The following is a 19,550-nucleotide window of genomic DNA, read 5'->3' as shown; positions in this document are numbered from 1 at the left end:
GAATGGTTGGAGAATTGAGGTACCGAGAGTAATGAGCATGATCAAATGAAAAAAGGAGAGATAGTTCATGACTAAATTTAGCATCATTTTTCATGGTTACAATCATCATGAAAATAAAAAAATCTTGAATGATTTAGGTGTAAAGATCAAAGACGAAATGCCAAACACGCCAAATTTGTTTATCGTGGAGGAGTTGTCAGAGCAACAATTAGAACAGCTTGAAATGCATCCTGATGTAAAGGAGGTTGATAAATCAGGAGGCTTTCATTCAGCAATGGCGCAAACGACAGAATGGTCCTTAAAATTATCTGGTATTCCTGAGTTTCACAGCCGCGGATATACAGGGTTGGGTGTAAAGGTCGGGGTTGTTGATGCTGGATTTCGTGATCACGAGGATTTGACGTACGCGTATCGTTATAGTGTTGACGGAGGTGATGTAACAAATGACTGGGCGAATCATGGTACCTCTTGCGCTGGAATTATTGGGATGAGGAATAATACCCTTGGCCATCTGGGTGTAGCACCTGATGCTGAACTGTACTGCGTTGGAATGAACGAGTCAATAGGATTTGGAGGCAGCTATGATGGTGCAGATATTGCGAGAGCGATCGATCATTTAGTAGGAAAGCAAGTAAAAATTATTAGTATCAGCCTTGCAAGAGGGGCACGTGACTCAGGGGTAGAGGCTGCAATTAATAACGCTGTTAACAATGGAATACTAGTTGTTGCTTCTGCAGGTAATTCAGGTGAGGAATTTAAGCAAATCAACAATCTGGTCATGTATCCTGCAAAGCAGTCGAATGTCATTGCGGTTGGCGCCGTAAAAAGAAATCGTGATATTTCTCCATATTCTGCTCGAGGTGAGGAAATCAATGTAGTTGCTCCTGCGGATGGAGTACAAGCGCCATCAGGCACTTCATCAACCGGTTACCAATCATTCAATGGAACATCTTGTGCTGCTCCTTTCGTAGCTGGACTTGCAGCATTATACTGGCAACAATATCCTAATCACACAGCATCACAAATTCGCAATCTCATTGAGACGAATGTATATGATATTGGGAAGGATGGATTGGATAAAACATTCGGGAAGGGGATGGTTATTTCTCCCTGGACCACTGTTACTGACTACCCTGGAAGACTTACTTCCAATGCCCTTACCCTCACCAACAGTGGTTATAATGGATCAATCACAACCAACAAATACATCATGCATCACAAGTATACAGCTAACGTAACAGGAAGACATATTTTTTATGTGGACTCGGCAACGGTTGACACGGTGATGAATGTATATGATGGAAATTACAACATGATTTACTATGATGATGACAACGGAAGTGGTTCGAACCCTGCGATGGTTGTCAACCTTACAGCGGGTCAAACTTACTATGTAAAAGTTGCGAGCTACTCAGATTCGACTGGGGTATACTCCTTGAAGGTCTACACTCCTGATCAACTAACTATAATCGAAGATACTTTTGAACAAGGTACCGACCACTTCACATTCACTGGGGATTGGTGGCAAGAAAAGGAGGCGCAATCGGGTACTTATTGCTGGGGAAGCAAAATTGATGCGAGCACGAAATCTTCAACTAAATTCAAAATAAACATACCATCTGATGCGAAAACTCCACTGCTAACTTTCTACCACAAAATGAATAGTGATACTAGAAATACGATGGATGTCATTGTAACCGGATCGCGAGCGTTCAGGCGTGAGGGTGATGTTACGACTGGAGTAATGTGGTCGGACCACCCGAAACAAATTGAGCTAGTTACAGGAGAAAATATCATTGAGTTTGTTTACACTGTAAATGGTGGAGTCACTGCAGGTAAAAACCAAGCATATATTGACAATGTAGCGGTTATTTTCTATTCTCCTTTCAGCAAGAGCGGGGAATCTATCGACTATCCTATTATGGTAAATGGAACGAACTCCAATGGTACACTCAAAGACACGAAAGACCTGTTCTTCAAGTATAAAGTTCCGTATAATGGCAGCTATACATTTACCACCTCGTCTGGTTTCGACGCTTATATGGAAATTATCGCTTCTAATAAGTCGACTGTATTAGGAAAGGATGATGATGGAGCCGGAGGAGGTCAACCAAAAGTGGTTGTTCCATTGAGTGCTGGCGATGTTATTTACGCCAAGGTATACGGACTTAACCATTCAGCAGGAAAATATGGGCCAGTAACTCTTAATATTACGCTACCTCCAGCAGGTTCTGCGACCATTTCTGAAGGATTTGAAGGCAGCAATTATGCATTCAATTTTACAGGGGATTGGGCTGATTCCAAAGTGGAAGCATCCACTGGTACGTGGAGCCGCAGGAGCAAGACAATTAACCATAAAGAAACATCTACATTGCAATTTACAGAAAACGTTCCGACCAACTATGCTCAAACCCCAACGCTGAAGTTTGACTACTTCGTCAGCTCTGAAGCCAACTACGACTACTTGGAAGTGTTGGTCAACGGTGTGAGCAAGCTGAAGGCCTCAGGAGAAACGGGCTGGGTAAAAGACTATTCGGTGACACTCGGAACTGGAAACCAAACCGTAGCATTTAATTACGTAAAGGACGGCTCCACATCAAAAGGGCAGGACTGCGCGTATGTAGATAACATCCGTGTCAGCTATTAATAAGGAAACTAGGTGATAAGATTCCAGAGGGAGTCTTTTTTTGTTGCCTGACAAAGCTTTACACACCCTGACACTGACGTTCATTTTCCCCTTCTTTACCTGACTTCGTTTATACTTGAGTCAAGCGAAACAAATAAGAGCTGAACAAAAGCCATCCGGTGTATAGCCGGATGGTTTTTTGTTCCCGGCGCGCAAGGAACCAGGCAAAAATGCCACACATTTATGCGAGTTTAAGGCTCAAGTCCACTCGCTCCTTGCTCGGCGGGCTTCGCTCGCTACGCTAGATGAAGGAGGAGAGCATATGTGACACAGCAGCAAGGCGCGTGCCAAAAGAGCGAGAGGTGTGGTTATCGTGGATCATGAGCTTTCTGTACTGAGTGATCTTATTAAAGAGGCTTATCCACAGCTACCGATCTTGGTAAATGTGGATGACTGGATGGCACAGCGTTTTCAAGCTCCAACCGTTTTCCTTTTGACACATGGCGTCATGGAGACGGGGAGCAGTCTAACGTCTTATCAGGTAGTTTCAGAGGCTGCCATTGTGCTTCACTATCCCAAAGTAGACGGTGTGTATCAGCCGATTTCCATTGAACCTCTACGTCAGCTTCTGCGTAGGCTGCACTTCAGCTATCGCGGGAAAAGCGATGATCTGACTATCGAGCTGGACAGCGCTTCCTTGCGAATCTGGAGGGATAAACGGGATCGAGCGGAAATCACGTTTCGGTTCACGTACAAGGCTACTGTACCAAAGGACGCAGTGGACAAAATCAATATCTTTGATATCAAGGAGGTCAAAACATAGTGGCAAAAAAAGAACAGCAAGCACAAGCCCCCGAGCTTGTGCAAACCAAACGAGAGTGGATTAAGTTCGCCGCATACTTTGGAGCCGAACGGTTCGAGGTAGCTGGGGCTCTTTTTTCTGAGACCGAGCAGCAGACATTGGCAGAAAGCCAAGTAAAAAGTCGATTGAACAAATACAAAGGCGGGGTGTAACCATGACAATTCAACGTGAGCGACCGGGTGTAACGGTCGAATTGATCGCAAAAGCAAAAGAACGTGTGGTACCACAAAGTGGTGTTGTGCTGGTGCCATATCAGGCTGAGTGGGGCGCTCCAGATGAACTGGTAAAGCTGGGTAGCTTTGACGAACGGATGACCGAAACTTTCGGTCAGGTAGATACAATTGAACTGGCGGCAGAAGGTGGCGCTACAATCCTGGCTTACCGCATGACAAATGGTAACGCTGCAGTGGCAACATATGAGCAGCCAGATGCAATCAAGGTAGAGGCGCTGTATCCTGGACTACTCGGTAACGATTTGAAGCTTAGTATTGTCGCATCCACATCTGAGCCGGGGAAAAGAGAGCTGCAAGTAGTAGGGCCAGTCAAAACAGAGAAGTATTCATTTGCCGATGCAGAAGAATTGACTGCTAAAACGAGTCAATCGATTTACATCCGAGTGAAAAAGTTGGGAGATACCGTAATTACCACAGTTGCTGAGACACTTTTGACGGGAGGAACGAGTGGTACAGATACTCTGTCTACGGCAGATTCTACCAAGCTATTCATGGCTGTTTCTGGTGCAGATTATGACACGATGTATCTTCCTTTTGACGATGCAGCCGTTCAAGCAGCTGCCAAACAGTTTATGGGGGATCGCCGCAAACAGAATAAAAAGCTGAGCACGCTTGTCATCGGCGGCAAAGCCATGGACGACGACAATATGACCAAGCACATCGAGCGCTCTGTAGCGCAAAATGCTCGTTATGTCGTGAATACAGCGATTGCAGGCCAACACAACAATGGCAAGGTCTATGGAAGCTTGGAATGGGCTGCATGGGTAGCAGGTATGATTGCAGCGACTCCAGCGCACGAATCGCTAACAGCAATTGTCGTTCCCCTGAAAAAAGCACTCAAAGATTGGGGGCATACCGAGATTTTGAATGCCCTCGGAACAGGTACATTGATCGCCACTCGTGACGGGGATGTTTACATTATCGAAAGCGCAGTGAATACTTTGGCCGTGATCGGTACCAAAGAGCGCGAGGATTACGGAAAAATCCGTGTCAGCATGACGCTTGATCAGATCGTCAACGACATCAGCCAAGTAGGCAAAAAATATAAAGGCAAGCTGAGCAACAACGATTTGGGTGGCGCAGTATTTGTGTCCGCGGTCAATGCCTATATGACTGTCCGCGAACAGCAAGGCGCAATTGATACAGGCTGGACGTTTGTCGATCAAAAGAATGGCGATGGAGACCGCCGAGGCTTCCTTTTGTCCGCAAAACCGTTAGACGCAATCGAATACTTTGATATTGACTGGGAGGTGCTGTAATTGGCTATTGCACGCGATATTAAACTGAAAAACTGCCAAATTTACGATGAAAATGGGGACCCGATCTACGGAACTCTCGAAGGAAAAATGGTTCTGAAGGTGGAGTATGGCGATACGAATCGTCTGCAAAAAGGGAAAATCCAGACGGTTAATGATTGGCACGTAGAAGTGACACTGAAAATTACTGCAACGAACGCTGCTCTGAAATACTACTGCGTACAGCAATTGACCAAAGGAAAAACGCCTGTGCTTCCATTCCTGATCGGTGAGACGCTGGATAAGGAAGCTGGAAATTCCGAGCGTGTCCGTATTTCAAATATCGTGTTGAATCCTGATGAAATTACGTTGTGGGAAGCAAAGGCAGATGGCAACGACCACGCTACCTATGATCTCAAAGGCATGTCCATCGAAAAGCCTGATTATCTCGACGAATTGCCAGCGTACACTGAATAGGGGGAATCAACATGAGCAAGCTGCAAAAATATTTGGCAAAAGCCAATGAACAAACGCCACGAAAAGAAATCGTGGTGAACATTGACGGTGATGAGTGGAAAGTACGCCAGTTAAATCTCTCCGAGCTGCGCGATTGCGAGCGAATGGCTGACAAAGGGGAGAAAACGGACTGGTTCCTCTACAACGATGCCCGTCTAGTGAAAGCGACTGAACACGACTTCCCTTGGAATCAGGAAGAGTTGAAAAAAGCGTACAAAGTGGGTACGAAGTATGAGCTGGTGGAAAAGATTTTTCGCGATAATCCGGAAGGCTATACGAAGCTGCTCAATGCTGTTCGTGAAGTAAACGCGGGCCAATCTGAGGAAGAGGCCATCGAAGAAGCAAAAAACTGATCCGATCTGACGGGGAAGCCTGGCACATTTGCCGCGCCTTTCTAAGAGGCCGAGGCAGACCGTCGGATCTACTAGAATACGAGGTTGATGTGTACAAGCAAAAGCTGTTTTTGTTTGCTTGTCAGATCATTGAGTCAGAGGAAGAGAAGGCCGGGGGATGATCCTCGGGCTTTTCTTGCTTTTGACATTTGAAGATGGATTAAGACCTCAGTGAAAGACAGGAGGTGAATCATGTGTCAACGGATGTAGGAAATTTTAAAGCGGCTAGTAGTGAAATTAAAGCAATAGGTAAAGAAATTAGTAATACAACTAAAGCCCTTGCTCATATGGAAAAAAAGCTAAGTAGCATTACTGGTGAGTTTTCGTCAAAAACGGAGCGCCTTAAACGAAGCATGAAAGGTTTACGATCCGAAATCAATGACCTGAACAACCTGAGTGCAACGCCGCGTATCGAATTAATTGAAAAGGGTTTTAGTAAGCTTGGAGCTTTCAAGCAGCAGCTTTTAGGTTTAGCTAGTACTGCTGCTGGGATTGCAATCGGCTCCTCTTTTGGAGGAATGGTAGATGAGGCGAAGGCAGCGGCTAGAGAGCGAGGTTTATACGCAGCCAGTGGGAAGACAGAAAAGCAAATGCAGGACTTCGATCAGCTCACAAATAAAATCATGGATATTAATCCATATCTGAATAAACCGCAAGCGATGGCACTGATCTCAAGAAGTGAACAGCTCAATCCCGAACATGCTGATAAATATGCAGAACGAGCAGCAATGCTCAGCGTTACTACGGTATATTCACCTGAAGAACATTTACGGATGATGGCTTCCATGCGTGAGGGGACTGGTATTGATGACGCTACGCGGTTAGCAAACTCGATTCAAGAAATGAGCAACAAGGTTGGCGATATGAACGGCAAGTTTGTTAGTTCGATTGTTGAGTTCAGCGAAGTGAATGGAAGACTTCTTAATACGCCGGAAAAAATGGCGGCTATGGTGTTTGAGATTAAAAATTTGGGGATTTTGAACGATGACAAGGCATTTGGTGCTCTGCGAGAGAGTGTTACTAGGCTTACAAATCAGGAAGAACTGACTACTATCCTCAAAACTCAATTTGAAGGACAGGGTTCTCGAAAACCGGAGGAAGCCCAGCGCATGGCCGAAGTTGAGGCTAAGCGAATTAATACTGCGCTAACATCAGGAGATAAGGATGAACAACGAATTGCGCTAGGTAAAGTAATGATGGCCATCGCTTCAATTGAAGATAAGGGTACGCAACAGAAGATTCTCTATAATCTGGGGGGAATACCAGGTAAGGAGATTCCTGAGGAATTTGCTAAGCTATTGGATGCTGCAGGTAAAATTGCTACAGGAGAGATCCGCCCGCAGGTTGGGAATGAGGCGCAGAAGGCCTACGAGGTAGCTACCAAAGAGAACGAATACTTTACATTAATGAAAGAGCAAGTTTTGGCAAAGCAGGCAGCATTAGAAACGCTTTCAAAGGTTACAGAAGATCTATCCGGGGTGTTAACTGGCTTATCAAGATTTGCTACTTCCATGGCTGGTGGTTTTAATGGTTGGCCAGATTGGGGAAGATATGCACTTTTGATCACCATAGGGGTAATTGGAGCAACTAGCCTTATAACAACTACAATTTCCACAACAAGAGCATTTGTATCGTCACTCAAACTAATCTACCAAGCAATACGAGAAATTCCTTCTAATGTAAAGACGAAAGTATCTAATTGGGGAAAAAAAGGGACTGACGTTGATACAGGAGGTTCTACCTCAACTTCAGGAAAACAACAGACCCGGAATTCAACAAATAGTAAGCTTACCTCCATATCCCAAAACATATACAAGGCGATACTAGAATTACCTTCGAAATTAAAAACGAAGTGGACAAACAGAGGAAAAAAGACTCCGTGTATTGATACGGGTGGAACAGATTCAACACCACAATCATTCTCTCGTGAAGGCGAGTCGAAGAGCCAAAACAAAACGGGTAACAATAAGAGTAAGAAAAATCAGAAAAACTATCGAAGTGGGGGAAAAAGCCACCAACCTAGCTTACAAGGAGGAAATTCCTCTTCTTGGAAAAATGGCTTCTCGCACGGTGGAGGTTCATCCTCTCTCAAGAGCGGATTTTCCCAAGCAGAAAGTGGTATCTCCGGGTTCAGAGGTGGAGTGAAAGGGCTATTTCGAAGAGTACCTTTTCTGGGACAAGCACTTGGCCTCGTCGATTTTGCCCAATCGGACAATAAGCTAGAAACGGCAGCCCAATTAGGAGCAGAGGCACTTGGAGGCTGGGGTGGAGCAGCAGCTGGAGCGGCAGCCGGGGCAGCGATCGGATCTGTTGTTCCTGTGCTTGGTACCGCAATTGGAGGCGTTATTGGTGGCCTGATCGGTGGATTTGGTGGTTCGATGGCTGGGAGTGCAGCATTTGACGGGATCAAATCACTGTGGCAAGATGAACCGCCAACAACAGTTCCAATGCCGAGGCGCCCACTTTCCAAGGAAATGAAACAAAACCTTCTCCAAGGCATGCCAGCGGGCCCGCCTGTACCAGATCAGTCACCCGTCAGTGGTCAGCAAGCAAAGTCACAGCCCATTTCACTCACGATTCCGCAAATTACCATCCCGCTTCATGCGGAAGGTGTTTTGCAGGATATTCCTACAATGCTAAGAATGCTAAGTGACCCATCGGTAGGTCAAACAATCAAAAACATCATCGAAAAATCATTGCTAGATGCACTAGAAACCAGAGGAGGTGTGACTGTTTGATTCGCTTGCAAGGCAAATATAGGCTGACATTTCCGGTCACACCTGCTGAAATTCAGTTTCGAGGCTATGGCAATGATACGGAGAGCATCACGTCCATTACGCTATCGACAGAAAATCGCATTTCTGCAAGACGTCCCAAGTCTATCTCTTTTGACTTCTTTCTTCCGGGAGATAGCGGTGCTCCCTTCATTGAGGTTGAAGGATATCAAGGGCCAATATCGTGGCTTGCGGGACTGGAGCGTTTAACAGGTACAGAGGTACTTTTGACAATAGATGAGCTGGATTTGGCATGGGTTGTACTCATCGGTCCATGCGATGGCAAGTTTCAGGGAAAAAATGTTGATTTCCACGGTTTTATCGAGTTTCCACTGTTTGAAAAGAATGAGTTCATCACGTGGAGCAATCAAACACAGCTGCTCAGTCCAAGTACGATTATTACAAAACAGCAGCCTGCAAGGCCAAATACGAGCGGCAAGGTATCAAAGAAAACCCAAAGACAAAATTCGAAATCTGAAAACCCTTCTACAGAAGAGGAAGTAAAAGGAAAAGAAGCAATCATCAAGAAAAAACTGGAACACGCATACTAAATGTAACGGAGTTGATGGAATGAAAGTCATTTACGGTAAAGAACAAACCCGCTATGACCTGACTCCAGCCGTTACGGAGCTGTCCTGGTCCTCAGCGCGGGGACAAATTGCTCAGAATTGTGATGTGAAAATAAAGGATGGCCCGCCACTTAAATCGGCGGGCTTTTTGATGCTCTTCACTGGCTCAGAACTAAAGGTTGCACAGCAGTTCTTCCATGGACCGCTCGTACGTTTCGATCGCGATGATCAAACGGGCGACCTGTCAGCGACAGCCTATGAGCTCGGCTGGTATTTGCAAAAAAATGAAATCTCCAGAATCAAGCTGGATGGCGATGCTGGTTCTGAGCTTGCGCGTATTATCAAGGGAGCTGGAATTAGCTTTACTTGCCCCGCTTTTGGATTTGTGACAAAGGAGCGAGTTTCACCCCAATCGTATACTGCTCTCTTTACTTCGCTAACAGACCAGGCTTATGAGAAAACAGGGATTCGCTATTTCGTCCAGTACGAGCGTGACAAGCTGACTGTCCTTCCAGAAGGCAAAAATCGCATGATCCCCATGTTCAAGGCGAGCATGCTTACCAGCAGCTCCACAGGCGAGAGCATCGAGGAGGTTTACACAGTAGTCACAGCAGAGCGTTATAAAGAGGAGCAAATCGCGAGCAGCGCGACCAAATCGAATGATACGTTGGTCAAGGAAATTGGGCAAATGCAAAAGGTGATTGACGCGGGGGAAGACAAAAATGTGTCTGCCCTGGCTGCTAAGCAGTTAGCCGAGCTATCCAAAATCCCGAAGACACGCTCCATTACGACCAGGCACGAGGATGAAAATGCTGCAAGGCTTCGAGCGGGCTGGCTGATTAAGATCATGGAAAAGGACAACAAAACAATAACCGATTGGATTGTGACCAATTGTCAAGCCCGCTGGAAGGGTGGTTTGTACACGATGGATCTCCAATTGGAAAGGAGGGTGTAAGATGCATTCAGTCATTGCAAAACTCAGAGGATATGCGCAGGACGGCTTGCAAAACACTCGTGGAGAGTTCGGGCAGCTTTTGTCTTTAACCCCGTTATCCGTGAAATTAGACGAAGACCCTACTCCCCTGGAGCAATATGAGCTGGCAACACTGCGCTCCGCTTTTTTGAGGCAGGAAGACGTAGGCAAAAAAGTAGCCCTACTTCGGTGCACGAATGACCAATACCTTCTGCTTGGGGTGGTGGAATAATGTTTCCCCTGCTACAAGGTACAGAGGAGATTATGGCTTCCCAAACAAACATGTCGATTCCATGGACGTACAAATTTGATTGGGATACCAAGCAAATGAGACAGGGGCCAGATGGCAGATATTTGCGTACAGAAACTTACGCGCAATATTTGGAAGAGGCTACTAAAAAAATTCTTAATACGCGACGCTTTCGTTACTCAATCTATTCCGAACGCTATGGCGTTGACTTTTTAACGGACAGAGGACGGATGCGGTCAGGGATATCCTTGGCGGTGGTCAAAGTTCAAGCTGAGGAAGCATTGGAAGCTCATAGTGAAATTGAGCGAGCAGAGGTCAGTGATATTCGGTTTGAGGGAAGCCGGGTCATTTTTCATGTGGAGATTACAGGAACACGAGGTGAAACGAGAATGGAGGTGGACGTATGGCAACGCTAGAGAAACCGAAAATGCCGATTTTGCGAGAGATGCCGGATCAGATCTATCAGCGAATGGCGAATAGGATGAAGCTTTTAGCTGAGCAAAAAGGAGAAACACCGCCAGCGACAGAGGAAGGAGAAATCTTTTATGATTTGCTCTATCCTTTGGCTGAGGAAATTAGTGAGCAGCAGCAGCTTTTGGAATACGCCTTTTTACAGGGGTTCTTGCCTTGGGCAGATGAAGAGTTTTTAGATGCCCATGGAGTATTCTTAGGTCTTCCTCGAAAGAAAGAAGAAGTAGACGAGGATTACCGGAAACGACTGATCGAGAGGGCTCGCTCAGAAGAAGGGGATGGACGACGCGGCGACTATGAGCGCTGGGCGAGAGATATTGACGGTGTTGGAGACGCCACTGCCATCGAAAAAGCACGCCACGACTTGTCTATCGACGTATATATTACGGACTCTCAAAGGCAGCCAGCAAGTGCTGAGCTGGCGCAACAAGTGGAGTTAAGGCTGAAGGAAAAACGGCGGGCATTGCATGATTTAAAGGTATTGCCTGCCAAGATATTTGAGATTGATATCACAGTAAAGCTTGTCCTGCGAGAAGGTGCGGTCATCAATCGGGTAAAGGATGCCATTACGAGCCAGATCAACGCCTATTTGCAAGGACGCTCTCGGATCGTCTATCAACAGATGGGATCGCTTTTTTTCGTAGACGGAGTACTCGATTTTACGAGCTACACATTAAATGGCGGGACAGCTAATGTAACAGTCGATGGGGATGCAGTGGCCATGCTCAATCTGGTGGTGACGCCATGATTTTAGAGAGATACAGAAAAATGCTTCCCCCATACTGGTATGAAAACCATGTGGCAGAGTATCACTTCGAAGGTGCTGCTACACCTGTTGATCACTATGCAAAAAAGCGGGACGAGCTCAGGCAACAATTATTTCCATTATCCGCCACATGGGGGCTTGATTATTGGGATTGGATTTACTTTGGCAAGAAGCAGTCTTCTAGTCTGACGCAACGACGAAAAAATATTCAGCAGCAGCATTGGGCATATCTCGGTTTTGCACCTGAAGTATTGCGAGCAATCGGGATCGCTTCTTCAGAAGGAAAGAAAGTCGAGATGATCGAGGACTTTCCCAACAAGTTGATCCGTTACGTCTATCCGATCGAGGATCAGTTCGATATACGGCATGCTGTGTCATCAGTGGAAAAAATCCGACCTGTTCATTGCAACGGGGTGGGATTGGAACCCACAACAAGTACCGTTATGGAATTGATGAGCAAGGTAGTAGTCGGTCTGAAACGATACCATATGGTCAAAGAGTTTCGGGTTGGCATGACGCCGATCAAGCAAAGCAAGGAGGTGGTTATCTGATGCACCAAGAGTATATGACTTTAGTCAGAGATGACCTGCTTAATCGAGTGAAGGAAGGCAGTATGGTGATTAATGACAGTGTAAATGTACCAGTTCGAGCTACCGTTATAACGTCACATCCTATTATTGACGTACAGCAGTCGATCGCGCTACAAATTAAGGCCGAGCAGATTACCGCCGTTCCAGTTATTAAGAACCTGAAGCTAAAAACGGCTGAGGGAGTAATCGTAGCTGAAAAAGACACTAACATTGTGCAAAGCGAAGCGCATTTTTTATCTGTATCGTTTGTTATACAAGTGAAGGAGGGACATTAATGGCCTATCAGGCAAAAATGGACTGGCAGCAGGACACACCTGTTACAGAGCACGATATTAACCGCTGGGAGCAAGGGATTTTGGATGCTCACTTGCTGATTGCTTTACTGCAAGCCGATGTTTCCAATTTGAAGAACCGCTTGAACACACTCGAAGCAACACTGCCGGATAATTTCATTCACAACAATTTCAATGATGATTTGTCCACGATTGATTCCATTCGGGTGATACGCGGGTATTACAATCAGGCGCAGAGTCGGTTGGAGGTTTAACGAATGATTGATAGCGAGCAATGTGACTATAACCATTACAGGAGGTGACAGAGATGCCGAATAATACTTTTCCAGAGAGTACCTCACGAAGTCAAACCCATACCTGGACGATACCAAACTTGAAATCTGTGCTAAGTGTGAAAGTCAGCTCGGGTAACGTATCGTACTCTGTCAATGGAAATACAATTAGTTTCACTCTGACAAATGGGTCAATAACGAGAAGAGTGCAGACAGGAGGAAGTTATACCGAGGCAGATACAAAATTCGTCACTGGTCAAACCTCTGCGAGTTATAACTCTGGCGGATATGGTGGAACATTGACGCAGTATGTTGCATCAGGTAGTTATACGCCTGCTGACACGAAAACGGTTTCTCAGTATAAGGGTTTTCGAATGAATTATTATAAAAAATGGAATGGCACTTCATGGGAAAATAATGGGAACTCCTTTGCCTCAAGCGATACTAACATTTATGACCCTATTTTATATAATAGTGGCGGGTATACAGGAAAACTCAGTTGGGGTGGTTTAAGTTCAACTTCTACAATTGCGACTTACCCCGCACCAACAAACCCCACATTAAATCAAAGATATATTTATGAGGTGACGGAACCTACGTATCAATATACAGGATCAGTGACTCGCCCTGAATCTGATACCCGAGTTTATAGATATGAAGGTTATGTTACAAAACCAGCTGTAGATACTCGGACATACGATAATTACTATCAGTACACAGTTACTGTCGATTACTCTACTAATGCGAATCCAACTGTCACGATTACAAAGCCAACTGATAATCAAGCACTGACAGAAGGAAACGCATTCCAACTGCAGGGCTCCGCATCCGACAGCGACAACGGTAATGTCATTACAATCAAATACAAAATCAATACAGGCCCTATTAAGGCGTTGCAATCTGGCGTATCAAACGGAAGCACGCCTATTTCTTTTGACCGAACCTTGTCGTATCGCACAAAACGAATTTATGATGGAGCTGCAGACGTAACAGGTGCAGACCTTGCAGAGAATACAGACCATACTCTTACCGTCTGGGCAGAAGACGACCAGGGAGGTAAAAGCGCAGAACTCACGCGTAAATTCCGAGTCATTTGGAACCGCCCACCTGTCATTAGCGGCACGAATACGAATCTGGGGTTAATCAAGATACCACCTGCATTAGAGTACTCTGCAACTGATCCAGAAGGTCATTCATTCACCTTTACCGAGTATCTCAACGGAAAACAGCTACGTTCTTTTCTAGGAGCTGCAGGACAAAAGTATTCATTAACTATTGATCACGATGCGTGGATTCGACTGGATTTAGATGTTGCCCATCAACTGAAAGTGCGAGCAACAGATAGCATGGGCCTATACTCTGAGCGTATCTACACATTCACTCGTACGGAGACGCACATCGAATTTATGCTTAATCTAGCCAATCCAAATGTACGCACTCACTTCCGTCTCGATGGCAAGCCTGAGCGTGTTCTGCTTACCTTGGATAAGTATTTACCAACAGGAGCAGTAATTGAAAGTGTCAAGGTATGTAATAATGCCTTGGATGTATCTCCAACGTGGGAGGATGCGACAGGAGCGGTAAGAGGTGGGAGAGGATATCTTTTCACCAACGAAATAAAGACGGCTGAGGCATGGTGCATCAACCTCTGGGTAACAATCGCCAAAGGAACAGTTACAGAGCGTGTAAAGCTGAACGGATATGGAGGTGCATTCGATTGATGACGATGACTAACGCAGCTCCCATTTCGCAAATCCGCTTGCAGCAAAAAGGGAAGGACGCTGAAAAAATCACACAACTAGAAAACGCTCTCGCAGAAGCAAAAGTGGAAAATTTGCTCATCATGGAGGCTATGGCACAGGTTTACGAGGAGCTGCAGTCTCTAAAGGAACAGATGAATAAACCTCCATCTGGCCCATAATTCCTAACGATATATAAGAGAATGAAAGGGGAGGAACTCGTGGTTGAAATCTACGTGAAACTGATCACGAACGGTCGCCGTACGTTCGAACAGGTTCCAGAAAACCTGAAAACGGCAGTCAAAAATCAACTGGATTTGCTAGAGCTGGAAACAAATGTGGGAGGATAAAGAAAAACCTCCACTATCCACCTTTTAATATCTTACGAATCTCTCACCAAGGGCTTATACTACTTATGCCCATTGTAAAATTCCGATCATTCCCGTTGATGGAACGCCGTGTGCGATGAAAATCGCCCGCACGGTGTAGGCTCGAACGAAGCCCTCCAATAGAGAGAAGGGGACAAAGTCGAGAATAGCATACCAACAGCTCAAAACCTGTTCTACAATGACCTGAACAACGATGATATTCAAGTGAATGGAATCCTGACGTGGGACGGGGCTTCTGATGAAACAGAGGTCAAAGAGTACCATGTATACTTTGTGAGTCAATCGAATATGAGAACACTCATGACATCGATTCCCAAAGGCTCACTGTACGAGTATACATTCACGCAAGTAGACGTACCTGCAAACTCCGAGAAGCTGGCAGTGTATGCGGTAGACAATTCTGACGCAGAGTATCCTGCTCATGCATGGGTCTATTACTTTAATCTCACGTTGTAATCCATCACGGCAGTACACCCATTTTGGCTTCTCTGGAACTCATTCTAGGGAATTTTTTGTACCATCACACAGAGGGAGGGTCTAAAAGGCTCTCCCTCTTATTTTTCCCCCGAGGGGGTGAGGAGGAGATACGTGCATGAAGTTTTTACACAGCTTGGATAGCATCGCGACTCCGGCGAACGGATGGGCGGCAACAACGGGTGCACTCGTGTCATCCGTCTTTCACTATTTTTATGGCACGAACCGGCAGGACATCCTGGTCGTGCTCTTTTTTATGATCGCGCTTGATTGGATTACAGGAGTCTCGGCCTCGAAAAAGGATTTATCTTATTCGTCCGAGTATGGATTGGCTAGGATTCCGCGAACGTTGTTTATCATGGCATTGCCGGCAGTTGGAAATTTGCTGGACCGGGTGATGGGCACTCCAGGATTTCTCTTTTATGGCGTGACATTCGCGCTGATCTACCACACATGGACGAGTCTGACTGCCAATGCACACCGAGCTGGCTGGCCGATGCCAAAATCGATTGAGCGGCTGGTGAGTGCAGAGATCAAGGCGAAAACAGAACGAGCCCAGCGAAAGGAGCCTCGCTCATAAATGCAAATTACTGAAATGCTGTTAACAAACCCAAGATCGCGCCCGCGAACCAAAATAACGCCAAAGGGAGTCGTCATCCATTGGACGGCCAATGAACGTAGAGGGGCGGATGCCCTCGCAAATCGCAACTACTTTAACAATCCTACTACGGAAGCGAGCGCCCATTATATCGTGGATGACACTCAGATCATTCGCTGTCTCCCGGAAAATGAAATGGGTTATCATGTCGGGGCAAAAGTCTACAAGCCTATGGCACTAGCAAAGCTTAGCACCTATCCGAATAACTGTACGATTGGGATCGAGATGTGCGTAAATGAGGACGGCAGCTTCCAAGTGATGTATCAGCGTACGGTGCAGCTAACTGCCTCTATTTTGAAAAGGTACGGATGGGGTATGGAGCAGCTGTGGCGCCATTATGACATTACGGGAAAGAATTGTCCTGCCTTTTTTGTAGGCGATGATTATGCCCGAAAATATACAGGAACCAGAGCAGCAGAGGCTTGGGCGAAGTTTCAACAGGATGTCCACAGGTTGCTCACAGCTTATCCACAAAAACCACAAGGCAATGTGGATAAGTGCTCGGTTCAGGTAACGCTAGCTGCCGATGGTTTCGTCATCAATGGGGTATCGTATGTGCCTGTACGAGCCGTTACTGAGGCAGTGGGGGGAGTAGTCGGCTGGGAGCCTGAAACAAAAACAGTAACAGTGAATGGACGAGAGATTACTTACATGAATGAAAAAGGAATTTCGTACGCTGCGACGAGGGAGCTGGCCACTTTGCTGGGGCTTCACGTTGAATGGGATGGCCAGCGGAAAATGGTCATTTTGAGGAAAGAGTAAAGGTCAACACAAAAAAGCCGCAGACATTTCTGCGACTTTTCGGGTTTCCAGCATCTAGCACGGTTTTATTGTATGTGAATCAAAATGATATCCTGTGCACTCAGTGTGAACCCAGGTTTTATTTGCTGTTGGTTCACGAGAATATGTCCTTCTCTGATTCTGTGGATAACTTTATTGCGACTCCAGCCGTCGATTCTCTCTGCGAGGAGCTTGTCGATGCGGAATCGTCCCTCTACATGTTCGATCAGGATGGTTATTTCCTGTATTCCATTTTCCTGATATTGCTGGAGAGGGAGGCGGGGGAGCTCTATTTGCGGCTCGATCGTCTCCGTAACCAGCACCTCTCGATGATCTGTGTATGCTTTATAGGTAGCCAATTTTTCATTCCATGTATGGTTCTTCACACATTTATAAATGGCGAAACGATAGACATTTTTCCCGTTTGAGTTATGACGGCGGATCATAGTGTCAAAAAACGGAACCGTTCGCCCACAATTGCTGCAATAGCGCAGTACTTCTCGATCCAGATTGTTTTCTTTTAATATCCACGTATGCCAGGTCGTCAGCATGGTATCCTTCACCTCTTCGAAAAGTGAAAGGAACGCACCTGCTATTTGGATGTCCTGTAGAAGTAGAGCGGTTTTTTAGCAATAAAAAAGGAGACTCCCCAAAGAGGATCTCCGCACGAATCTACACCTACAGATTTCGTTACGTTCCTTTGTAATGGGAAAAAAGGGCAGACTGCACCTGTATGAAAAAACGACGTGTTTTTCCAGGGCAAGACTATCCAGTTTTTTAGGCCATTACAAAGTTATAGTTGGCATACGTTAGGTACCGTACCTTTCCATCCAAATAGACATAAGAAGAATATACCATATAATGCGTGTTTATCCAATCGATTTAAAAAATGGCGCTCATACATCATAAAAAGATAATGTGAGAAATAGGATGATAAAAGTAAGTTCCGTGATAAAACCGCCTTCTTGTACAACGACGGCTTGCGAGTGATCGTCCTGTGGCGTTATCCTATATGCTTTATCTTTGCTCAAACTTCATGAAATGGAGGTTGTCATAAAATGTCTTTACATAATATACCGGATGTAACACCTCGCATTACGCTTAAACGGGAGGAAGTTATTCATCTTTTGTTAACCTCCATTGCCATGGAGGAGATTAGCATATCCCACATAATGAACGCGGAGGGCGATAAGATTCAGCAACTGCTGGAGAGGGATGATGTAAGCCTGGATGACATGCTTCGCCTGAATCGAAGCATGGAGCGAATGGTCCGCAATATGATCAGTAAGCAGATCCTGCTTCAATTCAAGTTGGATCATATTCTGGAAATGGAAGGGAAGAGCCCCGTGGTTGATGAGGGAGTTGAAGTAGATGAAATGCAAGGGAAGAGCCCCGTGGTTGATGAGGGAGTTTCAGTAGAAGAAATGGAAGGGAAGAGCTTCGGGGTTGATGAGGGAGTTGCAGTAGATGAAATAGAAGAAAAGGGTTTCGTGGCTGATGAGGGAGTTGCAGTAGATGAAGACGAAGCTACTTGACCTTTCTAGTGATCATCAATATGAAGATATGATTAAGCGGGCAAAGTTGATGGGGGGTGATGAGCAACCTTCAGGATTTGCCCGTTTAGTGGATTCCACGGTGGCTTTGGAACAAGCATTGGCCGTCCTAATAAAATGCCAGGCCGTGCAAACCAATACCTGCTTGATGTTGATAAACAGTGAAATAACACCGTATTCGTACCAACTGCTCGTGAGCTGGCTGGAAGCGTCAAATCGTGCGTTGGAAACAATGATCATGTATCACTGGATCACTCAAACTAGACAGAAGGGGATCTTTCCTTACTGGTTGGTCAGGTACAAATCGGGAAATAACGAAGGCATTCCTCATACTTTCGTGGAGGCAAAGCGTCAGACAGTCATGGCTGCTTATGCCTTGGCAGAGGCTAAAATCCAGCTGGTATGCCAATTGATGAGCAAGTTGCAACAGAGCCCTTCTCTGGTGACTCGTGGGGGCATAGTTGAGAAAGAGGCTCTCCTTACCCTACACAAAGTTGAGGACGTCTTGCGCTTACTGGGCCAAAAACACAGCCTGCTGACAACGCTTGATCAAGATCAAGATGCTGCGGTGGATACATCGCTAAAAGAGATACATTCTTCTCTGCTTGCCTCCGTGAAAAAACTGGAGGCTCAAATGGCAAAGGTGCCCTTTTTATCAAAAGATTTAATAAGTAATCTAAATAAAGCTTTAACCCGTTTATTAGAGTACTACAGTGTCCCCCAGACCTCAGCACAGGTGTTTTTCCAAGCGGAGCCCCCACTACCTGAGCCTTGGCTTAACGAAAAAGTTTTTGGACATCATAAAAAAGGTCGGTGAGGAAATAGTAGGCTGCTTCAGGGCAGTTTTTTTTTGTTACTAAATCAGAAAGTATAAACTTCACGTATCTGCATCCTGATTTAGCAAGAATAACGATCCGCAAAAACGCGGTCGCTCCTCCTTGAGGAGGCCTCGATAGAGGTTTTCTTATTCTATCGGGAGAATAACGTTGAAAGGAAGTTCGTATAAGAGAGTCTTGCCTTATGCAAACCAGGATACGGTGGAGGGGAAAACATGTTTGTTGATAAGTGAAAATATTTAGTTAATTCTATCAGTTAATAGTATAATATGATCGAAATGCCTATGCCTAATCACTCG

Annotated in this window: 25 protein-coding genes; 23 read left to right on the top strand and 2 right to left on the bottom strand. The window is 45.6% G+C overall.

What is annotated here, in order from left to right; genetic code table 11:
- Positions 1 to 67 precede the first annotated feature (67 nt).
- The 18 genes from SB752_RS16450 to SB752_RS16365 all read left to right on the top strand — a co-directional run bounded on the left by SB752_RS16450 (position 68) and on the right by SB752_RS16365 (position 14,911).
- On the top strand, positions 68 to 2,647 hold the full coding sequence (locus SB752_RS16450) for a S8 family peptidase (RefSeq protein WP_410716702.1): 2,580 nt from the start codon (positions 68 to 70) through the stop codon (positions 2,645 to 2,647).
- Positions 2,648 to 2,999: 352 nt separating this feature from the next.
- On the top strand, positions 3,000 to 3,449 hold the full coding sequence (locus SB752_RS16445) for a hypothetical protein (RefSeq protein WP_410716701.1): 450 nt from the start codon (positions 3,000 to 3,002) through the stop codon (positions 3,447 to 3,449).
- Entirely contained in the window at positions 3,449 to 3,640 is a 192-nt protein-coding gene (locus SB752_RS16440) for a hypothetical protein (RefSeq protein WP_410716700.1), read from the top strand. Before SB752_RS16445 ends, SB752_RS16440 begins: the two co-directional genes overlap by 1 nt.
- 2 nt (positions 3,641 to 3,642) lie before the next feature.
- Positions 3,643 to 4,980, top strand: a complete 1,338-nt coding sequence (locus tag SB752_RS16435; RefSeq protein ID WP_410716699.1) for a phage tail sheath subtilisin-like domain-containing protein — start codon at positions 3,643 to 3,645, stop codon at positions 4,978 to 4,980.
- Positions 4,981 to 5,433, top strand: coding sequence for a hypothetical protein (locus SB752_RS16430; RefSeq protein ID WP_410716698.1), 453 nt, complete (start codon positions 4,981 to 4,983; stop codon positions 5,431 to 5,433).
- A gap of 11 nt (positions 5,434 to 5,444) precedes the next feature.
- The gene (locus SB752_RS16425) at positions 5,445 to 5,825 is read left to right on the top strand and encodes a phage tail assembly chaperone (RefSeq protein ID WP_289137882.1); all 381 of its coding nucleotides are present in this window, start codon (positions 5,445 to 5,447) and stop codon (positions 5,823 to 5,825) included.
- Between the two features lie 233 nt (positions 5,826 to 6,058).
- Positions 6,059 to 8,602, top strand: a complete 2,544-nt coding sequence (locus SB752_RS16420) for a phage tail tape measure protein (protein ID WP_410716697.1) — start codon at positions 6,059 to 6,061, stop codon at positions 8,600 to 8,602.
- Positions 8,599 to 9,189: a hypothetical protein gene (locus tag SB752_RS16415; RefSeq protein WP_410716696.1), complete on the top strand. Its 591-nt coding sequence runs from the start codon at positions 8,599 to 8,601 to the stop codon at positions 9,187 to 9,189. Before SB752_RS16420 ends, SB752_RS16415 begins: the two co-directional genes overlap by 4 nt.
- Positions 9,190 to 9,208: 19 nt before the next feature.
- The gene (locus tag SB752_RS16410) at positions 9,209 to 10,162 is read left to right on the top strand and encodes an XkdQ/YqbQ family protein (RefSeq protein WP_410716695.1); all 954 of its coding nucleotides are present in this window, start codon (positions 9,209 to 9,211) and stop codon (positions 10,160 to 10,162) included.
- A gap of 1 nt (position 10,163) precedes the next feature.
- Positions 10,164 to 10,412, top strand: coding sequence for a hypothetical protein (locus SB752_RS16405; protein WP_410716694.1), 249 nt, complete (start codon positions 10,164 to 10,166; stop codon positions 10,410 to 10,412).
- Positions 10,412 to 10,846 (top strand): DUF2634 domain-containing protein, encoded by a 435-nt coding sequence (locus SB752_RS16400; RefSeq protein WP_410716693.1) that lies wholly within the window; start codon positions 10,412 to 10,414, stop codon positions 10,844 to 10,846. The genes SB752_RS16405 and SB752_RS16400 overlap by 1 nt, the downstream gene beginning before the upstream one ends.
- Positions 10,834 to 11,649, top strand: coding sequence for a baseplate J/gp47 family protein (locus SB752_RS16395; RefSeq protein ID WP_410716692.1), 816 nt, complete (start codon positions 10,834 to 10,836; stop codon positions 11,647 to 11,649). Before SB752_RS16400 ends, SB752_RS16395 begins: the two co-directional genes overlap by 13 nt.
- Positions 11,646 to 12,218 (top strand): hypothetical protein, encoded by a 573-nt coding sequence (locus SB752_RS16390; protein WP_410716691.1) that lies wholly within the window; start codon positions 11,646 to 11,648, stop codon positions 12,216 to 12,218. The genes SB752_RS16395 and SB752_RS16390 overlap by 4 nt, the downstream gene beginning before the upstream one ends.
- Positions 12,218 to 12,532: a hypothetical protein gene (locus SB752_RS16385; protein ID WP_410716690.1), complete on the top strand. Its 315-nt coding sequence runs from the start codon at positions 12,218 to 12,220 to the stop codon at positions 12,530 to 12,532. Before SB752_RS16390 ends, SB752_RS16385 begins: the two co-directional genes overlap by 1 nt.
- Complete coding sequence (locus SB752_RS16380; RefSeq protein WP_410716689.1) at positions 12,532 to 12,804, top strand: hypothetical protein; 273 nt, start codon at positions 12,532 to 12,534, stop codon at positions 12,802 to 12,804. Before SB752_RS16385 ends, SB752_RS16380 begins: the two co-directional genes overlap by 1 nt.
- Positions 12,805 to 12,857: 53 nt before the next feature.
- Positions 12,858 to 14,543, top strand: a complete 1,686-nt coding sequence (locus tag SB752_RS16375) for an Ig-like domain-containing protein (RefSeq protein WP_410716688.1) — start codon at positions 12,858 to 12,860, stop codon at positions 14,541 to 14,543.
- Complete coding sequence (locus tag SB752_RS16370; protein ID WP_410716687.1) at positions 14,540 to 14,743, top strand: hypothetical protein; 204 nt, start codon at positions 14,540 to 14,542, stop codon at positions 14,741 to 14,743. Before SB752_RS16375 ends, SB752_RS16370 begins: the two co-directional genes overlap by 4 nt.
- 39 nt (positions 14,744 to 14,782) lie before the next feature.
- Positions 14,783 to 14,911: a CD1375 family protein gene (locus tag SB752_RS16365; protein WP_410716686.1), complete on the top strand. Its 129-nt coding sequence runs from the start codon at positions 14,783 to 14,785 to the stop codon at positions 14,909 to 14,911.
- A 63-nt stretch (positions 14,912 to 14,974) separates the two neighbouring features.
- Here SB752_RS16365 and SB752_RS16360 read toward each other — a convergent pair whose 3' ends face one another.
- Positions 14,975 to 15,154, bottom strand: a complete 180-nt coding sequence (locus tag SB752_RS16360; protein WP_410716685.1) for a hypothetical protein — start codon at positions 15,152 to 15,154, stop codon at positions 14,975 to 14,977.
- Here SB752_RS16360 and SB752_RS16355 point away from each other — a divergent pair, their 5' ends adjacent.
- The 3 genes from SB752_RS16355 (at position 15,155) to SB752_RS16345 (ending at position 16,844) form a co-directional block, all read left to right on the top strand.
- Positions 15,155 to 15,406, top strand: a complete 252-nt coding sequence (locus tag SB752_RS16355) for a hypothetical protein (protein WP_410716684.1) — start codon at positions 15,155 to 15,157, stop codon at positions 15,404 to 15,406.
- A 136-nt stretch (positions 15,407 to 15,542) separates the two neighbouring features.
- Positions 15,543 to 16,004 carry a phage holin family protein gene (locus tag SB752_RS16350; protein ID WP_410716683.1) on the top strand — a complete coding sequence of 154 codons (462 nt, stop codon included), beginning with the start codon at positions 15,543 to 15,545 and terminating at the stop codon, positions 16,002 to 16,004.
- Positions 16,005 to 16,844: an N-acetylmuramoyl-L-alanine amidase gene (locus SB752_RS16345; RefSeq protein WP_410716682.1), complete on the top strand. Its 840-nt coding sequence runs from the start codon at positions 16,005 to 16,007 to the stop codon at positions 16,842 to 16,844. It begins immediately after the preceding gene.
- 65 nt (positions 16,845 to 16,909) lie between these two features.
- On the opposite strand, the gene SB752_RS16340 is transcribed toward SB752_RS16345, so the two are convergent.
- Positions 16,910 to 17,413 carry a S4 domain-containing protein gene (locus SB752_RS16340; protein ID WP_410716681.1) on the bottom strand — a complete coding sequence of 168 codons (504 nt, stop codon included), beginning with the start codon at positions 17,411 to 17,413 and terminating at the stop codon, positions 16,910 to 16,912.
- A 507-nt stretch (positions 17,414 to 17,920) separates the two neighbouring features.
- Between SB752_RS16340 and SB752_RS16335 the strand changes: the two genes are divergently transcribed.
- Together SB752_RS16335 and SB752_RS16330 are read left to right on the top strand one after the other, a co-directional pair.
- On the top strand, positions 17,921 to 18,397 hold the full coding sequence (locus SB752_RS16335; protein WP_410716680.1) for an alpha-helical endospore appendage domain-containing protein: 477 nt from the start codon (positions 17,921 to 17,923) through the stop codon (positions 18,395 to 18,397).
- Complete coding sequence (locus SB752_RS16330; protein ID WP_410716679.1) at positions 18,378 to 19,232, top strand: hypothetical protein; 855 nt, start codon at positions 18,378 to 18,380, stop codon at positions 19,230 to 19,232. The genes SB752_RS16335 and SB752_RS16330 overlap by 20 nt, the downstream gene beginning before the upstream one ends.
- Positions 19,233 to 19,550 lie beyond the last annotated feature (318 nt).

The organism is Brevibacillus sp. SIMBA_040, from assembly GCF_046535075.1.
Classification (GTDB): domain Bacteria; phylum Bacillota; class Bacilli; order Brevibacillales; family Brevibacillaceae; genus Brevibacillus.
Note: the sequence above shows the minus strand (reverse complement) of the source record. Positions and strands in the feature narration are given on the sequence as shown.